This is a genomic window from Blautia sp. An249 (assembly GCF_002159835.1).
In the GTDB taxonomy this organism is placed as follows: domain Bacteria; phylum Bacillota; class Clostridia; order Lachnospirales; family Lachnospiraceae; genus Blautia_A; species Blautia_A avistercoris.
Map to the genome: position 1 here is coordinate 395,632 of NZ_NFJL01000001.1, position 17,644 is coordinate 413,275.

The window sequence follows — 17,644 nt, forward strand, 5'->3', positions numbered from 1 at the left end:
AAAATTTGGAAGAAAACAAGGATTACCATGTTTATCGTTATGGGGATGACTTAAAACCCGGATATGAATTAAAAGTGGAACATAGTGTTTCCTGCGAAAATGTAGATATTTCTGCTCTGATTGCCATGGGCACGGAAAGTTTGGAAGCCATGCGCCAGGGAAGCATTGACGGGGAGCAAAAAGCCTATGAGATCGTTTTGGCTGCGGCAAAGCAATGGGAACAGCAGGCGGCGGCGACACAGACCATCAACCGGGCGCTGGAATATCTTCGGACCCCGGAGGTTGCCCATACATCGAACCAGTGGCAATCAAAGGATAACAGGCGAAATAGTGAGGTAATCAGCAACCGCGTTTACAAGATGACCTGCAGTGTTTGGGAAGATACAAAATATGACCGGGAAACGAAACAGAGCATACCGGTTGCCTGGTATGTCACCTGGGATGTCTATGTAAATTCCCCTAAGAAGGGGTATGGAGAAAAAATTGCCGGGCAGAGTCAGAAACGCTATACCGATAAAAATGCTGCTATGAAGTATCTGGAAGGCCGGAAGAAAGCCTATTCTCATTTGTTCACGGAGATTTCCCCTCCGGTCCCAGAGCAATACAAACAGCATTTTACCGTACATGGCGCCCTTTTGCCCGGATATACCGTGGAAGGACAGGAACCGGAAAAGACTGTAACTGCGCCGGGGCGTGATTCGGGCAAGGCAGGACGGGCTTCGGTGCTGGAAAAACTCTCAGACGCAAAGAGGCAGGAAAAAGCAGCGCCGCTAAAAGCGCCGGATAAGAAAAAGGAGGATATACATAGATGAAAATTTTAATGGTGCAGCCTGGGAAAATCCCCCATGAAACAGATATTGAGCCGGGGCTGAGGTCTTTGCAGGCTGCGGTGGACGGCTCTATCCAGGCGGTTTATCCGTATGAGGACCCTGTGGCCCTGATCTGCAATGAGGAAGGGAAATTCCTGGGGCTGCCTTTGAACCGTGCGCTTCGGGATGATACCGGAGAGATTTACGACATCATTGCCGGTAATTTTCTTATCACCGGGCTTGGGGAAGAAAGTTTTTCAGATCTTCCCCCTGACCTGCTGGAAAAATATAAGGAGCAATTTCTGGCACCGGAATCGTTTGCGCGGATCGGCGGTAAGATCCTTGCCGTCAAGCAGCCGGTCCCCTTGCCGGAAGATAAAGAGAGGACACAGAAGCCGCCCCATAAATCCGGGCCGGAGCTTTAGGAAGGAGGCCAAAGATGCTGACAGCGACACGCGGCCCGTATGTGCTGGTGATCCAGCCGGACGATGACCCGTTCAATCCCCGTGAGGATGATAATTTCGGGAAAATGGTCTGCTTCCACCGGCGCTATCACCTGGGCGACCATCACAATTACATAGATAAAGATGACTTTCTCCGGGACCTTTACCTGAAAACAGTGGGTGACGATGAACGGGGCGCCCATCGTTATGAGCGGGCGCTGGACCTAATGAATTACAAGATCAAAGCCCCTTTTGGTTCTCCGGCCTATGAGCGTGAGGTGGATGAACGGCTGATGAAGGTGATCTCACAGAAATTCCTTATGCTGCCGCTGTATCTTTACGACCACAGCGGCATTACCATGAATACCACTGGCTTTTCCTGCCCCTGGGACAGCGGGCAGGTCGGATGGATCTACGCCTCCAAGGAAGATGCCCTCCGGGAGTTTGGCGGCAAGACCTTCACTTCCGCTACCCGGAAGAAGGCGGAGGACCGTATGCGCGGCGAGGTGGAATATTACGATTCCTACCTTCGCGGCGAGGCGTATGGTTTTGAACTGTATAAAGACGGCGAGCTGGAGGATAGCTGCTGGGGCTTTATCGGCAGTAACGAGGAAGCCTTAAAAGGCATTGAGGATTACCTGCCTGACGCGTGCAGCGGCATGACCGGTGAGCTGGTGGAAAGGGATTCCCCTCGATCCATGCTGAAAATGTTTCTCGACCATGCCCGTGTGCAGGTGGCGCAGGCGGCCAAAGACTTTGAAAAGGCGCCCCGGCAGCAAACCCTCCAAACGGAGGTCCGGTGATTTCTACTTATTATATATATCATGCGAAAGGAGGATGTGATTGCAGGAAGAACTTGAACGGAAATCCATATCCGTAACGGTCCAGGCCGCAAAACTGACGGGCCGTGTGATGCGGGCCGCTGTTGCCGCCGCCCTGCGGAAGATTGAAAAAGAGCGCACTACCCCAAAAGTCGGCCGTAACAGTCTGCGCCGCCTTACGGCGCAGACGCCGGACGCCCATAAGATCGAGGTTGAGGACCGGATTCGCTCTTTTGAGCGGTACGCAAAGAAATATAAAGTCCGCTACCATGTGGAGAAAGACATCACCGTTTCCCCGCCTAAGTGGACCGTGTATTTTAAGGCAAGCCAGGCTGACGCGATTGAAACCGCCTTCAAGAAATATACGCAAAAGACGGTAAAACGCGAAAACAGGCCGTCCCTTCTCTCCCAGCTATCGAAATTCAAAGAGATTGCGAGAAAGCTGGCCCGCACCCTGTAAAAAACAAGGAGCATGGAGGGCCGGAACGATGAAGATGACGGATATTCTGAAAAAGTATGTGCTTCCGAACCTTCCTTATCTTATATTCCTTTGGTTCTTTGCCAAGGTTGGCGAAGCGGTGCGGCTGGCCCCCGGTGTTGACGCTTCTACAAAGCTGCTGGGGCTGGCGGATGGCTTTACCTTGGCCTTTCAGACTTCTATGCCCGGCGCAGCGGTTGACTGGCTGGTTGGGCTGATCGGCGCTGCGCTGGTCCGTCTGGTGGTCTATGTGAAAGGGAAAAATGCCAAAAAGTACAGGAAGGATGTGGAATACGGGAGCGCCCGCTGGGGCACAAAGGCGGATATTGCCCCCTTTATGGACCCTAAGCCGGAAAACAACATCATCCTGACCCAGACGGAAGGGCTGATGATGTCCGGCAGGCCAAAAAATCCGGCTTTTGCCCGGAATAAAAATGTCCTTGTCGTTGGAGGAAGCGGCAGTGGTGGACTGACAGGCAATGCTTGAAATGCGCGAATGGGCGTTGCTTTCGCCGCCTCGACCAATACCGGCTGCAGGTCGAGGGTATCAGCGCGGAAGAAACCTGGAAGGGTGTCGCGCCCTAATCAGAGTGGAAGGCTTGCCCGTAAAAAGGAAGCCACACGCAACGCATAGAGCCTGAACCTGTTTCGGCAGAATATAACGGCTCCACGAGTCCGCGCCGCCTGCCGGTCTTTGCTGGGTGAAAAGGTATGCTATGCCGGGCATGGACGCCATGCCGATGGAAATGGGCGAAAGCCCCGGAGGGATAGATAAAAAGCTATCCGGTAATCACGAACAGAAAACCCGCTTCTTCATTAAGCCGAACCTGATGCAGCTCCATTCTTCCTATGTAGTGACAGATCCGAAGGGTACTGTCCTGGTGGAGTGCGGAAAGCTGCTCTCCCGCGGTTCTCCCAGGCTGGGCAAGGACGGAAAGCCCTTACGCAATAAGAAAGGCAAGATCATCTATGAGTCTTATCAGATCAAGGTATTCAATACCATTAACTTTAAGAAAAGTATGCACTATAATCCCTTCGCGTATCTACATTCGGAGAAGGATATATTAAAGCTGGTAACAGTGTTGATCGCCAATACCAAAGGGGAAGGAAAATCCGGGGACGATTTTTGGGTGAAGGCCGAAACGCTGCTCTACACGGCTTTAATCGGCTACATCTATTATGAGGCTCCCAAGAACGAGCAGAACTTCTCCACTTTGGTAGAAATGATAAATGCCATGGAAGTCCGGGAGGATGATGAATCGTTCAAAAACGCGGTTGACCTTCTCTTTGACGCTTTGGAACAGAAAGACCCGGACCACTTCGCCCTCCGGCAATATAAAAAATATAAGCTGGCGGCGGGCAAGACAGCGAAGTCGATTTTGATTAGCTGCGGAGCCAGGCTTGCGCCTTTTGATATTGCGGAAGTCCGGGAGATCACCATGTATGACGAGCTGGAGCTGGATTTGGTCGGGGACCGGAAAACAGCGCTGTTCTTTATTATTTCCGATACGGACGCCACATTCAACTTTCTGGTGAGCATGGCTTATACGCAGCTTTTCAACCTGCTTTGTGAAAGAGCGGATGATAAGTATGGAGGCCGGCTGCCGGTGCATGTGCGCTGCCTGATCGACGAGGCGGCTAACATTGGGCAGATTCCGAACCTCGAAAAACTCATGGCAACGATCAGGTCCAGAGAGATTTCGGCCTGCCTGGTGCTGCAGGCGCAGAGCCAGTTGAAAGCACTGTATAAAGATAACATGGACACCATTATCGGCAACTGTGATTCCAGCTTATTCCTGGGAGGAAAGGAAGAAACCACCCTAAAAAGCTGGAGCGCCCTGCTGGGGAAAGAAACCATTGATATGTATAACACCAGCGTCACGAAGGGCACGCAGGAATCCCACGGCCAGAACTTCCAAAAGCTGGGCAAAGATCTGATGTCCATGGACGAGCTGGCTGTGATGGACGGCGGGAAGTGTCTGCTGCAGGTGCGCGGCGTCCGGCCCTTCCTGTCCAGAAAGTACGATATTACAAAACACCCCAATTATAAGTACCTTTCGGATTTTAACCCGAAAAATACGTTTGATATAGAAAAATACCTGTCTACCCGCTTGCGGGTGAAGCCGGACGATTTGTTCCTCAACTATGAGATCAGCCCGTCCGAGCTGGCGGAAGAATCCGCAGACGATACCGAATAGGCCCGCCGATCTGCAAGTTTCCCATTCTTTTCGGCGGGCCTTGTTTTTTTATGCCCATTTTAAGGAGGTGCCTATTGGTAAGGAGCCGTGATTCTCCTGAATTTACTCACAGTCCGCAGGATATACGCCTGCGTTCGCCGCCCGCTGTTTGTTCTCTTTTCAAGCAGCGGGCGGCTTTTTTCGTTTCAGGCCAAAAACGGCCACAACATTATTTTTCATTTGATAAGGAGGTAATTACCCTAATATGAGTTTTTTCACTTCTGCTATTGATACCCTGCAGATCTTGGTTGTCGCGCTGGGCGCCGGTTTGGGCGCGTGGGGCGTCATCAATCTTCTGGAAGGATATGGAAATGACAATCCCGGCGCCAATGCTCATGTGTCATAAAGAAACACACAAGAGATTGATAGACAGCAGCCTACTATTCCGTAAATTTTGTTTCAGGACTTTCTTTTTCAATGCCGATATGCTATAATATTTCTATTCCAAGTAAGGAGTTAAAAATATGCGGCAAGGTATTCTTAATTAACTATAATCAAATAGTGGGAACAAAGAATTGTAACCGTCCCTTGCAAGGGGCTTAGTTTTTTGTACCCTTTTTAAGAATACTTTTGCCTTATATATTTGACATATCAAAAGAGCGACCGCTGCTTGCAGTGCGTTGTATGTATGTGTATGTCTATTCGCTATATCCCCAGCGGTAAAAGTATTTTGCTGCTGGGGATTTTTATGCCCTTTGGGGGCTGAATGGAGGACAAACACATGAAAATAATCAATATCGGCATTCTTGCTCATGTAGACGCAGGAAAAACGACTTTGACAGAAAGCCTGCTCTATACCAGCGGAGCCGTTCCGGAATTAGGGAGTGTAGATAAGGGAACAACGCGGACAGACACCATGCTGTTGGAACGCCAGCGTGGGATTACCATTCAAACGGCCGTCACTTCTTTCGGCTGGAAGAATTATAAGATCAATATTGTCGATACCCCCGGCCATATGGACTTTTTGGCGGAAGTATATCGCTCACTTGCTGTTCTTGACGGAGCAATTTTAGTAGTTTCCGCAAAGGACGGCGTGCAGGCACAAACACGGGTACTGTTCCATGCGCTCCAGAAAATGAAAATCCCAACGATTATTTTTGTAAATAAGATAGACCAGGAGGGCATTGACTTACAGAGCGTTTATCAAAATATCAGAGAAAAACTTTCTGATGATGTCATGGTTATGCAAGATGTTTCGCTCACTCCGGAAGTGTCTCTGACAGACATTGAGGATATAGAAAAATGGGATTCTATTATTGCTGGAAATGATGAACTTTTGGAAAAATATATTGCGGGGGAACCTTTGAAAATACAAGATTTACAGAGGGAGAAATGCAGAAGAATGCAAAACGGTTCCCTGTTTCCTATTTATCATGGGAGTGCAAAGAACAATATCGGAACTGAAAAGCTGATTGAAGTGATTGCAGAAACATTTACTTCTGGTGCGGACAACGATCAATCCGAGCTATGCGGAAGCGTTTTTAAAATCGAGTACACAGACCAGAAAAAGCGGCTCGTTTATTTGCGGTTATACAGCGGGACACTTCATTTACGGGATACGATTCTCCTGCCCCAAAATCAAAAACTAAAAATCACAGAAATGAGGATTCCGTCAAACGGAGAGATTATACCGGCGGACACAGCCTGTTGCGGAGAAATTGTTATTTTGACCAATGACACTCTGAAGCTGAATGATACTCTCGGAAATGTAGAACTTTTGCCGCGCAAGGCATGGGAAAAAAATCCGATTCCTTTGCTTCGGACGACGGTGGAGCCGCAAAATCAGGAACAAAGAGACCTCCTGCTGAATGCCCTGACGGAAATTGCAGATACAGATCCGCTGTTGCATTACTATGTGGATACGATAACGCATGAAATCATCATTTCTTTTTTAGGAAAAGTCCAGTTAGAGGTTGTATGCTCTCTGTTAGTAGAGCGATACCATGTGAACATAAATGTGAAAGAACCTACGGTCATTTATCTGGAAAGGCCATTAAAAACAGCCAGTTACACGATTCATATTGAAGTGCCGCCGAATCCGTTTTGGGCATCCATTGGCTTAACTGTAACGCCACTTCCTGCCGGAAGTGGAACCCGGTTTAAAAGCAAAGTATCTCTCGGCTATTTAAACCAAAGTTTTCAAAATGCCGTTATGGAAGGGGTGCGTTATGGAATGGAGCAAGGCTTATACGGTTGGGAAGTGACAGATTGTGAAATTTGTTTTGACTATGGAGTTTATTACAGTCCAGTTAGTACCCCCGCAGATTTTCGTTCCCTTGCTCCTATCGTGTTAGAACAGGCATTGAAAAGAGCAGGAACACAATTATTGGAACCATACCTTTCCTTTACCCTTTTTGCACCGCAGGAATATATTTCACGGGCTTATAATGACGCACCGAAGTATTGTGCAGTGATTGAATCAACCTTGCTTAAAAATGATGAAGTTATTTTTACGGGAGAAATCCCCGCCCGCTGCATCGGCGAATATAGGAATGATTTAAATTTTTATACAAATGGGAGAAGCGTCTGCCTTACCGAATTAAAAGGGTACCAAGAAATTTCCGGGGAGCCTGTATTGCAGCCACGCCGTCCTAACAGCCGTTTAGATAAGGTTCGGCATATGTTTCAGAAAATAACGTAATATTTTGTGCGTTATCACGGATAAAAATCTTTGAATATAAGGAGAGTCTATGTTAGTTTTGTTTTCAAGTCGGTTTTGTGTAAACTTATATTGAGCAAACGGCCTTTATTTATAACCCGACTAATTTTGTATGCTAATGTCGAACATATCTTTCTAAATTGTGATATTCTTATTCGGAAGGAGGGGCAATGTGTTAAAGAAATTGAATGACGCGATGGACTATATTGAAGCGCACCTGGAGGACGAGTTTTTACTTGAGAAGATTTCTGAGCATATAAATGTTTCAGATTATCATTTTAGAAAAATATTTTTTGCGCTTACCAATATGACGCTGAATGAGTATGTAAAAAACAGACGACTTTCAGAAGCTAACAAAGAATTGTTGCAGGGGGCGCAGGTAACAGATGTCGCTTATCAATATGGGTATCAATCCGTAGACGGATTTACACGTGCCTTTAAAAAATGGAGCGGTATCTTACCGTCACAAGTCGCAAAGTTGAAACAATGTAAATCATGCCAAAAGTTACAATTTGTTGTAACTATGAAGGGAGGAACTTTAATGGAATATAAAATTGTTGAAAAACCTGCTTTTACGTTTGCAGGTGTAAGTAAACGAGTGCCGTTACAATATGAGGGAGTAAACAACGCTATTTTGGAACTGGCACAAAGCATAACACAGGAACAGAAAGAAGAAATGCACCGGTTGCAAAACATTGAGCCATATGAAACTGTAAATGTTTCCTATGAATCAGATACGAACTTTCTTGAAGAAGCTGGTGAATTAACGCATTTAATTGGAGTTTTAACAACTAAAAATGACATTAGCAGTAATCTGGACACATTTCCTGTTAAAGCTCATACGTGGGCAGTTTTTCCAAATGAAGGAATCTTCCCGTTTACTTTGCAGGATACAATGGCAAGAATCTACTCCGAATGGTTTATGACGGCAGATTATGAACTGGCAGAGCCGTTTTCTTTCTCTTTTACAAAAATGGACGACAAAAAGCCCAACTACGCATACAGTGAAATTTGGATTCCAGTAACAAAAAAAGAATAAGCAATTACACTCAAATAGGAAAGCCAGCCGAGCCAGCGGGCAGTCAAGATAAACGGCGCATATGCGCCGCTGTTGACAGCCCCGCCCGCCTTTGCTGGTAGGCAATCAAGGGGCGACAGCAAGGGGTGCTGCCGCCCTCTGATATTATAAATGAAACCCGTCAACCATACAACGCCCTATGTGGGAGAAAGGGGGAATCATCTATGCCTTGCACAGAAGCATACAAAGAACACATCATGTACACGTTCAATGGCTTTGCAAGACCGTCATACACTATGCGGCTATCAACGCATGGCGTGACAGGAGCAGACGGCGGCAAAAAGAAATATCCCTTGAATACCTCACAGAAGAAAAGTTTTACCCTTTAGGCACAACAGACGAATATTTTGAAGCACCCCATGAAGAACACCCTATAACGATATGCGGTCAGGCAGTTATCCTCACCAATGGAAAACTTGCCGCCGTCCTGTTATCCCTGCCACAGAAAAACCGGGAAATCATTTTCCCTTATTTTTTCAAAAATGGGCTTACAATGGGTGAAAAATTCGAAAACCAAAGTATGATGAGGCAGGTATTGAAATGAAAGTTGTTTCTATATTAAATAAAAATAATGATTACCAGAGATTTGAAGTATTGAAGCATAATCGAAATAAAAGATATAAATATAATCAATTTATTGTTGAAGGCGTAAGAAGTTTAAATGAAGCGGTTAAAAATAACTGGAAGATTATTTCTTTTATTTATGACAAGAATAATCTGTCAGGCTGGGCAAAACATATGATAGAAACAGTAAAAACAGAAGTCAATTATACTCTTACGGCACAGTTGCTAAAGGAATTAAGTGGAAAAGAAGAAACTTCTGAATTATTGGCTATTATTGAAATGAGGGAAGACAGGTTAGAAAATGTTGCGTTATCTTCCAATCCATTTATTGTGTTATTTGACAGGCCCTCTAATAAAGGAAATTTAGGTACGATGATACGTTCATGTGATGCGTTGGGAGTAGATATGTTGATAATTACTGGACATGCGGTTGATTTGTATGAGCCTGATGTAATTGTTTCGGCGATGGGTTCTTTTTTCAATCTTCCGGTGATTCGAATCATTCACAATGAGGATTTATATAAATTCGTTGAAAGCCTTAGAATAAAATACCCTGGCTTTAAGATCATAGGCACAACAGCCCACCACGAAAAGCCTATCTATCATGAGGACTTGAAAACCCCGGTTATGTTAATGATGGGAAATGAAACCATGGGATTAAATAAGGCATTTAAGGAATATTGTGATGTTTTATGTACGATTCCTATGGCTGAAGATTCCTATGCCAGTTCTTTCAATGTCAGTTGTGCTGCATCTATAATGATGTATGAAATAGTAAGACAACGAATGAATTAGACAGCATAACCCTTTTGAGAGTGAGCCAGAGAAAAGGGAGGAGCAGGCGTTCTACCTCAAAAGTCTGCAAATAAAAAAAGAATAAGCAATTACACTCAAATGGCAAAGCCAGCCGAGCCAGTCAACAGTCAAGATGAACGGCGCATATGCGCCGCCGTTGACAGCCCCGCCCGCCTTTGCAGATAGGCAATCAAGGGGCGACAGCAAGGAGTGCTGCCGCCCCGCACTATTATTCAGAGAGGGGGAATTTCCATGACCGAAGATGAAGCCTACAAAGTGCATATCCAGTACACATTCAATGCCTTTTGCAAGATTGTCATTCGTCACGCAGCCATAGATATAATCTTAAAGCTGCGCCGGAGGTGGGAACGGGAAGTTTCTCTTGACTATCTGATGAATGAGAAGTTTGTCCAGCTTGCCGAACCGGAGCAGCTTGAAGAATATCTTTTTACCGCCTGCGGCCAGACCGCCGTTCTGTACCATGCGGAACTTGCCGCCGCCCTTGCCCTCTTGCCGGAGCAGACACAGGAAGAGATTTTCCGTTACTATTTCCTGCGCCAGCCGCAGCGAGTGATCGGCGTACATATTGGCCGGACACGCAGCACAGCGGGGCGGCATATCCAGCTTGCCTTGCAGCGGCTACGGCGGCTCATGGAGGGAAAAGACCATGAGTAAACTTCTCCCCTATGAAACAATCGTCAAAGCCCATGAGGGCGACCCGGACGCAATCGACACCGTCCTTTCCCACTATGCCGGATATATCCGCTACTTTTCCAAAGTACACGGTCAGGTTAACGCCGAGGTTGAGGAATATGTGAAGCAGCAGCTAATCTCCGCACTATTCAAGTTTCGCTTTGACCGATAAGCCCCAAAACTGAATACCAGCCGCCCACCAGCGGCCAGTGAAAGCAGTAAGTCTGAAAAAGATTTGCTGCTTTTTTTGTTGTCCATTTGGCAAAATCGCAAAGTCACCCGTAGTAGGTAGGTGAAGCCAGAAAAAGCTGCCTGCTCCGTTTGGCAAATTTCAAAACGCAGTGTTGTAGGGAGTGAAAGGAAAAATTCTCTGCCCCGTAGGTTGCCAAAATCCTGTTTCCCGGATTACTAAGGCAAAAGAAAATTTGAAAAATCCCCGGACAGCGGGTAGCTGGCGGCCTTTTGAATGTATCTTTGGCGAAAGAAAAAAAAGACCGCGCACAGCGGGCTGAAAGCCCCGCCCCGTTCGCTCTATGTACGGAAAAGCCCGGACAGGGGCAGTCTGCGGCTTACTAAGAGCAAGTTTCTACCACGGTGCCAAAATCCGCAATTCTGCGGTTTTGCCCCTCGCGGGAAACTTGTTGGGGAGTGCCTTCCCCAAACCCTGCTATACGCCCTTACGGGCGAAAAAGCTGAAAACAGTTTTTGTTATTTTCCAAAAAGTTGCCCAATGGGAGGTATAGAGGGATTTTTCTGCCGAAATGCAAAAAAAAGTTTTTGTAATTTCCCGAAAAGTTAAGCAATGGGAGGAGTGAGAGGAAATTTTCTCCGCCCAAAATCCGAAAAAAGTCAGCAATAAGAATAGTGAGAGGAGGTTTTCAGCCTATGCGAAAGAAATACAACACGCCCCACCGCAGCCGCGTTGTGAAAACCCGGCTGTCCGAAGATGAATACGCCGACTTCACAGCGCGGCTTGCGCCCTATGGTATCAGCCAGTCGGAATTTCTCCGGCAGGCGATACGGCGCACGACCATACGCCCCGTTGTCCATGTATCGGCGGTCAATGATGAACTGCTCTCCGCTGTCGGGAAGCTGGCCGCCGAGTACGGCAGGATCGGCGGCAACCTCAATCAGATTGCCCGGTATCTGAACGAGTACGGCTCACCCTACAATGCGCTGTCCGGCGAGGTACGCGCCGCCATAGCCGACCTTGCCGCCCTCAAGTATGAAGTCCTCAAGAAAGTAGGTGACGCAGTTGGCAACACTCAAGCATATCAACTCTAAAAACGCCGACTACGGAGCCGCCGAACAATATCTTCTCTTTGAGCATGACGAGTTTACCATGAAGCCCGTCCTTGATGAAACCGGCAGGCTTATCCCCCGCGAGGACTACCGGCTGTCAACGCTGAACTGCGGCGGGGAGGATTTTGCCGTTGCCTGTATGCGGGCAAATCTCCGCTATGGGAAGAACCAGCGGCGGGAAGATGTGAAAAGCCACCACTATATCATCAGCTTTGACCCACGGGACGGGCCGGACAACGGCTTGACCGTAGACCGGGCGCAGGCATTGGGCGAGAAGTTTTGCGCCGAGCATTTCCCCGGCCACCAAGCCCTTGTATGCACCCACCCGGACGGCCACAACCACAGCGGCAATATCCATGTGCATATCGTCATTAACAGCCTGCGGATAGAGGAAGTACCGTTCCTGCCCTACATGGACAGGCCAGCCGACACGAAAGCCGGCTGCAAGCACCGCTGTACCGACGCTGCCTTGCGCTACTTCAAATCCGAAGTCATGGAGATGTGCCACCGGGAGGGGCTTTACCAAATCGACCTCTTGAACGGCAGCAAGAACCGCGTGACCGACCGGGAGTATTGGGCGCAGAAAAAGGGACAGGCTGCGCTGGACAAGCAGAACGCCCCCATGATTGCAGGCGGTATCACGCCCCGGCAGACCAAGTTTGAAACGAACAAGGAGAAGCTGCGGCAGACCATACGGAAAGCCCTTGCCACCGCCGCCAGCTTTGACGAATTTTCCTCTCTGCTGCTGCGGGAGGGCGTGACCGTCAAGGAGAGCCGGGGGCGGCTGTCCTATCTCACGCCGGACAGGACAAAGCCCATTACCGCCCGGAAGCTGGGCGACGACTTTGACCGCACCGCTGTCCTTTCCGTTTTGGAGCAGAACGCCGCCAGAGCCACAGAAAAGGCCGCAGCCATACTCGAATACCCCCGGCATGGGAACACAAAAGCCCCACAAACCGCCCCGAAGCAGGACGGTGTGCAGCGGCTTGTGGACATTGAGCAGAAAATGGCCGAGGGCAAAGGCCGGGGCTATGAACGCTGGGCGACCATGCACAACCTCAAACAAATGGCCGCGACGCTGAATGTGTATCAGGAATACGGCTTTACTTCCCCGGAGCAGTTAGAAGCCGCCGTTGATACCGCCTATCAGGAAATGCGCCAGACCAGCGGCGAACTGAAAGCACTGGAAACGAAGCTACAAGGGAAAAAGGAGTTGCAGCAACAGGTACTTGCCTATGCCAAGACCAAGCCCACCCGCGACGGGCTGAAAGCGCAGAAATCCGAGAAAGCCCGCGCCGCCTACCGGCAGGCAAACGAGAGCGATTTTATCATAGCCGAAGCCGCCGCCCGGTATTTCAAGGCGCATGGCATCACCAAGCTGCCCGCCCGGAAAGCGTTGCAGGCCGAGATCGAGCAGCTTATCTCCGAGAAAGACGGCCTGTATAACACCTACCACGAACAGAAACAGCGGTTCAAGGAGTTGCAGACCGTCAAGCGGAACATCGACCAGATTTTGCGCCGGGAGGAACCCCACCGCAGAAAGGAGCAGAGCCATGAGCGATAACCTGCCCCGCATGGACTACCGCCAGCACCGGCGGGCGCGGCGGCTGGTACATGAGTGCTGTAACTACGACGAGGGAAACTGCCTGCTGTTAGACGACGGGGAGCCTTGCGTGTGCGTCCAAAGCATTTCCCTTTCCCTCATGTGCCGCTGGTTCCGTGTGGCTGTCCTGCCCCTTGACGGGGAACTGGCCGCAGCCCTCTTGTACCGGGGGAGCCGGAAACGGTGTGAGGTCTGCGGGGCGGCATTTGTCCCCAAATCCAACCGGGGAAAATACTGCCCCGACTGCGCCGGACGCATGAAGAAACTCAAAGCCGCCGAGAGAAAGCGGAAACAAAGGCAGAAATGTCACGCTTTAGAGCCTTTCAAACCCGCATGAATCAAGGTTTTTTTCGTGAGTGTCAAAGGGTACGCGATACATTTATCCTTTTCCCCCGGAAACGCCGTTCTAAGGCGTGACAAAACACCACAATCAACCCGAACACAGGGAGGTGATACTATCGCTGATTATATCATGGCAGACACGCCGCTGCCTATCTATCTGCCCTACCCCCGTTTCCTGCTGAAAATGGAGATTTCCCAGACCGCCAAGCTGCTGTATTCGCTGCTGTTAGACCGTTCCACACTCTCCCAGAAGAACAAGTGGCAGGACGACGAGGGCAGGATATATATTATCTATCCAATCGCGGAGATAGCCGAAATACTGGATAAGGGCAGCACCACCATAAAGGGGGCGCTTAATGAACTGGACATGGCGGGGCTGCTGGAACGGGAACGGGGCGGCTTCTCCGCACCGAACCGGCTTTATGTCAAAGTGCCGCGAGTGCCACAGGTACAGTTTTCCGACCAACTGATGGCCGGAAATCCGACCCTCATAGAGCCGGAAAACCGTCCTACTGATGGTCAGAAAACCGACCTTATGATGGTCGGAAAACCGTCCCCTAACCAAACTACTATAAACAACCTTACAGAGAGCCAAACAAAGGGAGTGAGTGGGGAGCCGCCCGCGCCCTATGGCCGATACCAGAATATTTTTCTGTCACAGACCGAATACGACGAGTTGCAGGCAGAGTACCCCGACAGGCTGGAACGGTTCATCGAGGAAATGAGCCGCTACCTTGCCGCCAGCGGGAAAAGCTACCAGAACTATGCCGCCGCCCTTCGGATATGGGCGGGGAACGACAAAAAGGGCGCCCCGAAAAAGGGCATCCCTGACTACTCATGCAAGGAGGGCGAGAGTTTATGAAGAACGAAATCAACGCTGTTTTGGAGAATATGACGACTGCCACCCCGGAGCCGGAGGACTACACCGGCGAGGACGGTTTACTGTACTGCGGCAGGTGCCGCAAGCCGAAAGAAGCCTATTTTGCGCCGGATAAGGCCGCTATCTTTGGCCGCGACCGCCACCCGGCAGAGTGCGACTGCCAGAGAGCCGCCCGCGAGGAACGGGAGGCCGCCGAGAAGCGGCGCAGGCACTTTGACACCGTGGAGGAACTGAAACGCCGGGGCTTTACCGACCCCACCATGCGGGACTGGACTTTTGAGAACGACAACGGCAGGAACCCGCAGGCCGGGATTGCCCGCCGGTATGTGGAACACTGGGAGGATATGCGAGCCGACAATATCGGCTGCCTGTTCTGGGGCGGCGTGGGAACCGGGAAAAGCTACCTTGCGGGCTGTATCGCAAACGCCCTTATGGAGAAAGAAATCCCCGTCCACATGACGAATTTTGCCCTTATCCTCAACGACCTTGCCGCCAGCTTTGAGAACCGCAACGAGTACATTTCCCGCCTTTGCCGCTATCCGCTGCTTATCATTGACGACTTCGGCATGGAGCGCGGCACCGAGTACGGGCTGGAACAGGTTTTCAATGTGATTGACAGCCGTTACCGCAGCGGCAAGCCGCTGATCGTCACGACCAACCTCACGCTGGACGACCTGCGGAACCCGGAGGACACCGCCCATTCCCGGATTTATGACCGCCTGCTTTCCATGTGCGTCCCGGTACGCTTTACCGGCGACAACTTCCGGCAGGAAGCCGCGCAGCGGAAAATGGAGAGCATGAAGAAACTGATTACCGACTGAAAGGAGTATTGCCTATGACAGATAACAAGCAGCACGACACCCGCACCGCCCGCCGCCCCGACTGCGTGACGGAAATCCGCATGGGCAATTCCGTCCTTGTCGTGTCCGGCTATTTCAAGAAAGACACTACCACCACCGCCGCCGACAAAATGGCGCGGGTACTGGAAGCGGAAGCCGCTGCTACACAAAAACCGGCAATTTGACAAATCATAAAGAAGCAGATTTTACACTTTTGCCGCTATACAGCCCGCCCTATTCCGTGGTACAATGAAACCACGGAATAGTGGGGCTGGCTGTCGGAAACGGAGGATTTTATGTTAAGACAAGCCACCCAAAACCTCATTACCGCCCTTTATCCGAGATTGTCCCATGAGGACGAGTTGCAAGGCGAGAGTAATTCCATATCGAACCAGAAAAGGATTTTGGAAACCTACGCCAAGCAGAACGGCTTTACTAATCTGCGCTGGTACACCGACGACGGCTTCTCCGGCGCGAACTTTCAAAGACCCGGTTTTCAAGCCATGCTTGCAGACATTGAAGCCGGGAAAGTCGGAACCGTCATAGTCAAGGACATGAGCCGGTTAGGGCGAAACTACTTGCAGGTAGGGTTTTACACGGAAATGCTGTTCCCTCAAAAGGGAGTGCGTTTTATCGCTGTCAACGACAATGTGGACAGCGCAAACGGCAGCATGGACAACGATTTTACCCCTCTGCGAAATCTGTTCAACGAATGGCTGGTGAGAGATACGAGCAAGAAAATCAAGGCAGTAAAACGAGCAAAAGGCATGAGCGGCAAGCCTGTTACCAGCAAGCCGGTCTATGGCTACCTCATGGACGAGGACGAGAACTATATCGTTGACGAGGAAACCGCGCCGGTTGTCCAGCAGATATACCAGCTTTGCCTTGCCGGGAATGGCCCGACCAAGATTGCCCGTATGCTTACGGAGCAGCAAATCCCCACGCCGGGGACGCTGGAATACCGCAGGACAGGCAGCACACGCCGCTACCACCCCGGCTATGAGTGTAAATGGGCGACAAACACCGTCGTTCATATCCTCGAAAACCGGGAGTACACCGGCTGTCTGGTAAACTTCAAGACGGAAAAGCCCTCTTACAAGGTCAAACACAGTGTAGAGAACCCCGTGGAGAAGCAGGCCATTTTTGAGAACCACCATGAGCCTATCATAGACCGGGAAACATGGGAGCGCGTGCAGGAGTTACGCAAGCAGCGCAAACGCCCGAACCGCTATGATGAAGTGGGGCTGTTCTCCGGTATGCTGTTCTGCGCCGACTGCGGCCATGTGATGTACCAGCAGCGGTATCAGAACAAGAACCGCAAGCAGGACTGTTACATCTGCGGCAGCTACAAGAAGCGCACCCGCGACTGTACGGCGCACTTTATCCGCACCGACCTGTTGACCGCCGGTGTCCTCTCCAATCTCCGGCAAGTGACGGAGTATGCCGCCAAGCATGAGAGCCGCTTTGTGAAGCTGCTTATCCAGCAGAACGAGATCGGCGGCAAGAGAAAGACCGCCGCAACCACCAGGCAGCTTGAACAGGCGCAGGAGCGCATTGCCGAAGTGAGCCGCATTATTAAGCGGCTGTATGAGGACAATGTGAACGGCAAAATCAGTGACGAGCGTTTCATGGAACTGTCAGCAGACTATGAGCAGGAACAGCGGGAACTGAAAGACCGCGCCGCCGCTTTGCAGGCCGAACTGGACAAGTCGCAGGCCGCCACCGTCAACGCGGAAAAGTTTATGGGTATCGTCCGAAAGCACCTTGCCTTTGAGGAATTGACCCCCACCCTCTTGCGGGAAATGATTGAAAAAATCGTCGTGCATGAGTGTAGCTATGACGAGAACGGCACCCGCAGGCAGGACATTGAGATTTATTACAGCTTTGTCGGCAAGATTGACTTGCCCGAAGCCTAACGCCCGACCTATCCGACACAATGGCCAAGTGCCGGATAGGAACGGCAAAATTTTTTACATTTCTATTACTTCTTTATCGCACATCAGTAAAAAGCCAGGGTATGAAACAGCTCATGGCTGGCGGCGGTATCGCAGTGGTAGGGATGACACTGATTCCGCTTCTGTCGGGCTTGTTCTAATCGTCC

19 protein-coding genes and 2 pseudogenes are annotated in these 17,644 nt (G+C 50.0%); all 21 read left to right on the plus strand.

The features are described 5' to 3' along the window. Positions 1–5 precede the first annotated feature (5 nt). Positions 6–812 carry a hypothetical protein gene (locus B5F53_RS01950; protein WP_087218940.1) on the plus strand — a complete coding sequence of 269 codons (807 nt, stop codon included), beginning with the start codon at positions 6–8 and terminating at the stop codon, positions 810–812. Further along, on the plus strand, positions 809–1,234 hold the full coding sequence (locus B5F53_RS01955) for a DUF3846 domain-containing protein (protein WP_087218943.1): 426 nt from the start codon (positions 809–811) through the stop codon (positions 1,232–1,234). Before B5F53_RS01950 ends, B5F53_RS01955 begins: the two co-directional genes overlap by 4 nt. A 14-nt stretch (positions 1,235–1,248) precedes the next feature. Continuing rightward, positions 1,249–2,055 (plus strand): hypothetical protein, encoded by an 807-nt coding sequence (locus B5F53_RS01960; RefSeq protein ID WP_087218946.1) that lies wholly within the window; start codon positions 1,249–1,251, stop codon positions 2,053–2,055. A gap of 40 nt (positions 2,056–2,095) precedes the next feature. Next, positions 2,096–2,533: a PcfB family protein gene (locus B5F53_RS01965; RefSeq protein ID WP_242970202.1), complete on the plus strand. Its 438-nt coding sequence runs from the start codon at positions 2,096–2,098 to the stop codon at positions 2,531–2,533. 28 nt (positions 2,534–2,561) lie between these two features. Next, the gene (locus B5F53_RS01970; protein ID WP_087218949.1) at positions 2,562–3,038 is read left to right on the plus strand and encodes a conjugal transfer protein TraG; all 477 of its coding nucleotides are present in this window, start codon (positions 2,562–2,564) and stop codon (positions 3,036–3,038) included. A gap of 496 nt (positions 3,039–3,534) precedes the next feature. Continuing rightward, complete coding sequence (locus B5F53_RS01975; protein ID WP_442856280.1) at positions 3,535–4,749, plus strand: VirD4-like conjugal transfer protein, CD1115 family; 1,215 nt, start codon at positions 3,535–3,537, stop codon at positions 4,747–4,749. 244 nt (positions 4,750–4,993) lie between these two features. Further along, a complete protein-coding gene (locus B5F53_RS01980; protein ID WP_087218952.1) occupies positions 4,994–5,134 on the plus strand; it encodes a Maff2 family mobile element protein in 141 nt (46 codons plus the stop codon). Between the two features lie 375 nt (positions 5,135–5,509). Next, positions 5,510–7,429: a TetM/TetW/TetO/TetS family tetracycline resistance ribosomal protection protein gene (tet, locus tag B5F53_RS01985; protein WP_070087585.1), complete on the plus strand. Its 1,920-nt coding sequence runs from the start codon at positions 5,510–5,512 to the stop codon at positions 7,427–7,429. Positions 7,430–7,619: 190 nt separating this feature from the next. Continuing rightward, on the plus strand, positions 7,620–8,486 hold the full coding sequence (locus B5F53_RS01990) for an AraC family transcriptional regulator (RefSeq protein WP_070087584.1): 867 nt from the start codon (positions 7,620–7,622) through the stop codon (positions 8,484–8,486). A gap of 203 nt (positions 8,487–8,689) precedes the next feature. Continuing rightward, positions 8,690–9,003 (plus strand): annotated as a pseudogene (locus B5F53_RS20785) (sigma-70 family RNA polymerase sigma factor); the annotation flags it as partial. Between the two features lie 62 nt (positions 9,004–9,065). Next, a complete protein-coding gene (locus B5F53_RS02005) occupies positions 9,066–9,884 on the plus strand; it encodes a TrmH family RNA methyltransferase (protein WP_070087583.1) in 819 nt (272 codons plus the stop codon). Between the two features lie 252 nt (positions 9,885–10,136). Beyond that, complete coding sequence (locus B5F53_RS02010; protein WP_070087582.1) at positions 10,137–10,559, plus strand: sigma-70 family RNA polymerase sigma factor; 423 nt, start codon at positions 10,137–10,139, stop codon at positions 10,557–10,559. Continuing rightward, positions 10,552–10,749, plus strand: a complete 198-nt coding sequence (locus tag B5F53_RS02015; RefSeq protein ID WP_070087581.1) for a helix-turn-helix domain-containing protein — start codon at positions 10,552–10,554, stop codon at positions 10,747–10,749. The genes B5F53_RS02010 and B5F53_RS02015 overlap by 8 nt, the downstream gene beginning before the upstream one ends. Before the next feature lie 713 nt (positions 10,750–11,462). After that, the gene (locus tag B5F53_RS02020; protein WP_070087580.1) at positions 11,463–11,861 is read left to right on the plus strand and encodes a plasmid mobilization protein; all 399 of its coding nucleotides are present in this window, start codon (positions 11,463–11,465) and stop codon (positions 11,859–11,861) included. After that, entirely contained in the window at positions 11,833–13,443 is a 1,611-nt protein-coding gene (locus tag B5F53_RS02025) for a relaxase/mobilization nuclease domain-containing protein (RefSeq protein ID WP_070087579.1), read from the plus strand. The genes B5F53_RS02020 and B5F53_RS02025 overlap by 29 nt, the downstream gene beginning before the upstream one ends. After that, entirely contained in the window at positions 13,433–13,819 is a 387-nt protein-coding gene (locus B5F53_RS02030) for a cysteine-rich VLP domain-containing protein (protein WP_070087578.1), read from the plus strand. The genes B5F53_RS02025 and B5F53_RS02030 overlap by 11 nt, the downstream gene beginning before the upstream one ends. Positions 13,820–13,951: 132 nt before the next feature. Then, positions 13,952–14,686 carry a replication initiator protein A gene (locus B5F53_RS02035; RefSeq protein WP_442856281.1) on the plus strand — a complete coding sequence of 245 codons (735 nt, stop codon included), beginning with the start codon at positions 13,952–13,954 and terminating at the stop codon, positions 14,684–14,686. Beyond that, a complete protein-coding gene (locus B5F53_RS02040) occupies positions 14,683–15,525 on the plus strand; it encodes an ATP-binding protein (protein ID WP_002571012.1) in 843 nt (280 codons plus the stop codon). The genes B5F53_RS02035 and B5F53_RS02040 overlap by 4 nt, the downstream gene beginning before the upstream one ends. A 14-nt stretch (positions 15,526–15,539) precedes the next feature. Continuing rightward, positions 15,540–15,728, plus strand: coding sequence for a transposon-encoded TnpW family protein (locus tag B5F53_RS02045; RefSeq protein WP_002571011.1), 189 nt, complete (start codon positions 15,540–15,542; stop codon positions 15,726–15,728). A gap of 111 nt (positions 15,729–15,839) precedes the next feature. Further along, positions 15,840–17,459, plus strand: coding sequence for a recombinase family protein (locus B5F53_RS02050; RefSeq protein ID WP_070087575.1), 1,620 nt, complete (start codon positions 15,840–15,842; stop codon positions 17,457–17,459). An 89-nt stretch (positions 17,460–17,548) separates the two neighbouring features. Then, positions 17,549–17,638: pseudogene (locus B5F53_RS20920) on the plus strand (Maff2 family mobile element protein); the annotation flags it as partial. Between the last annotated feature and the right edge of the window lie 6 nt (positions 17,639–17,644).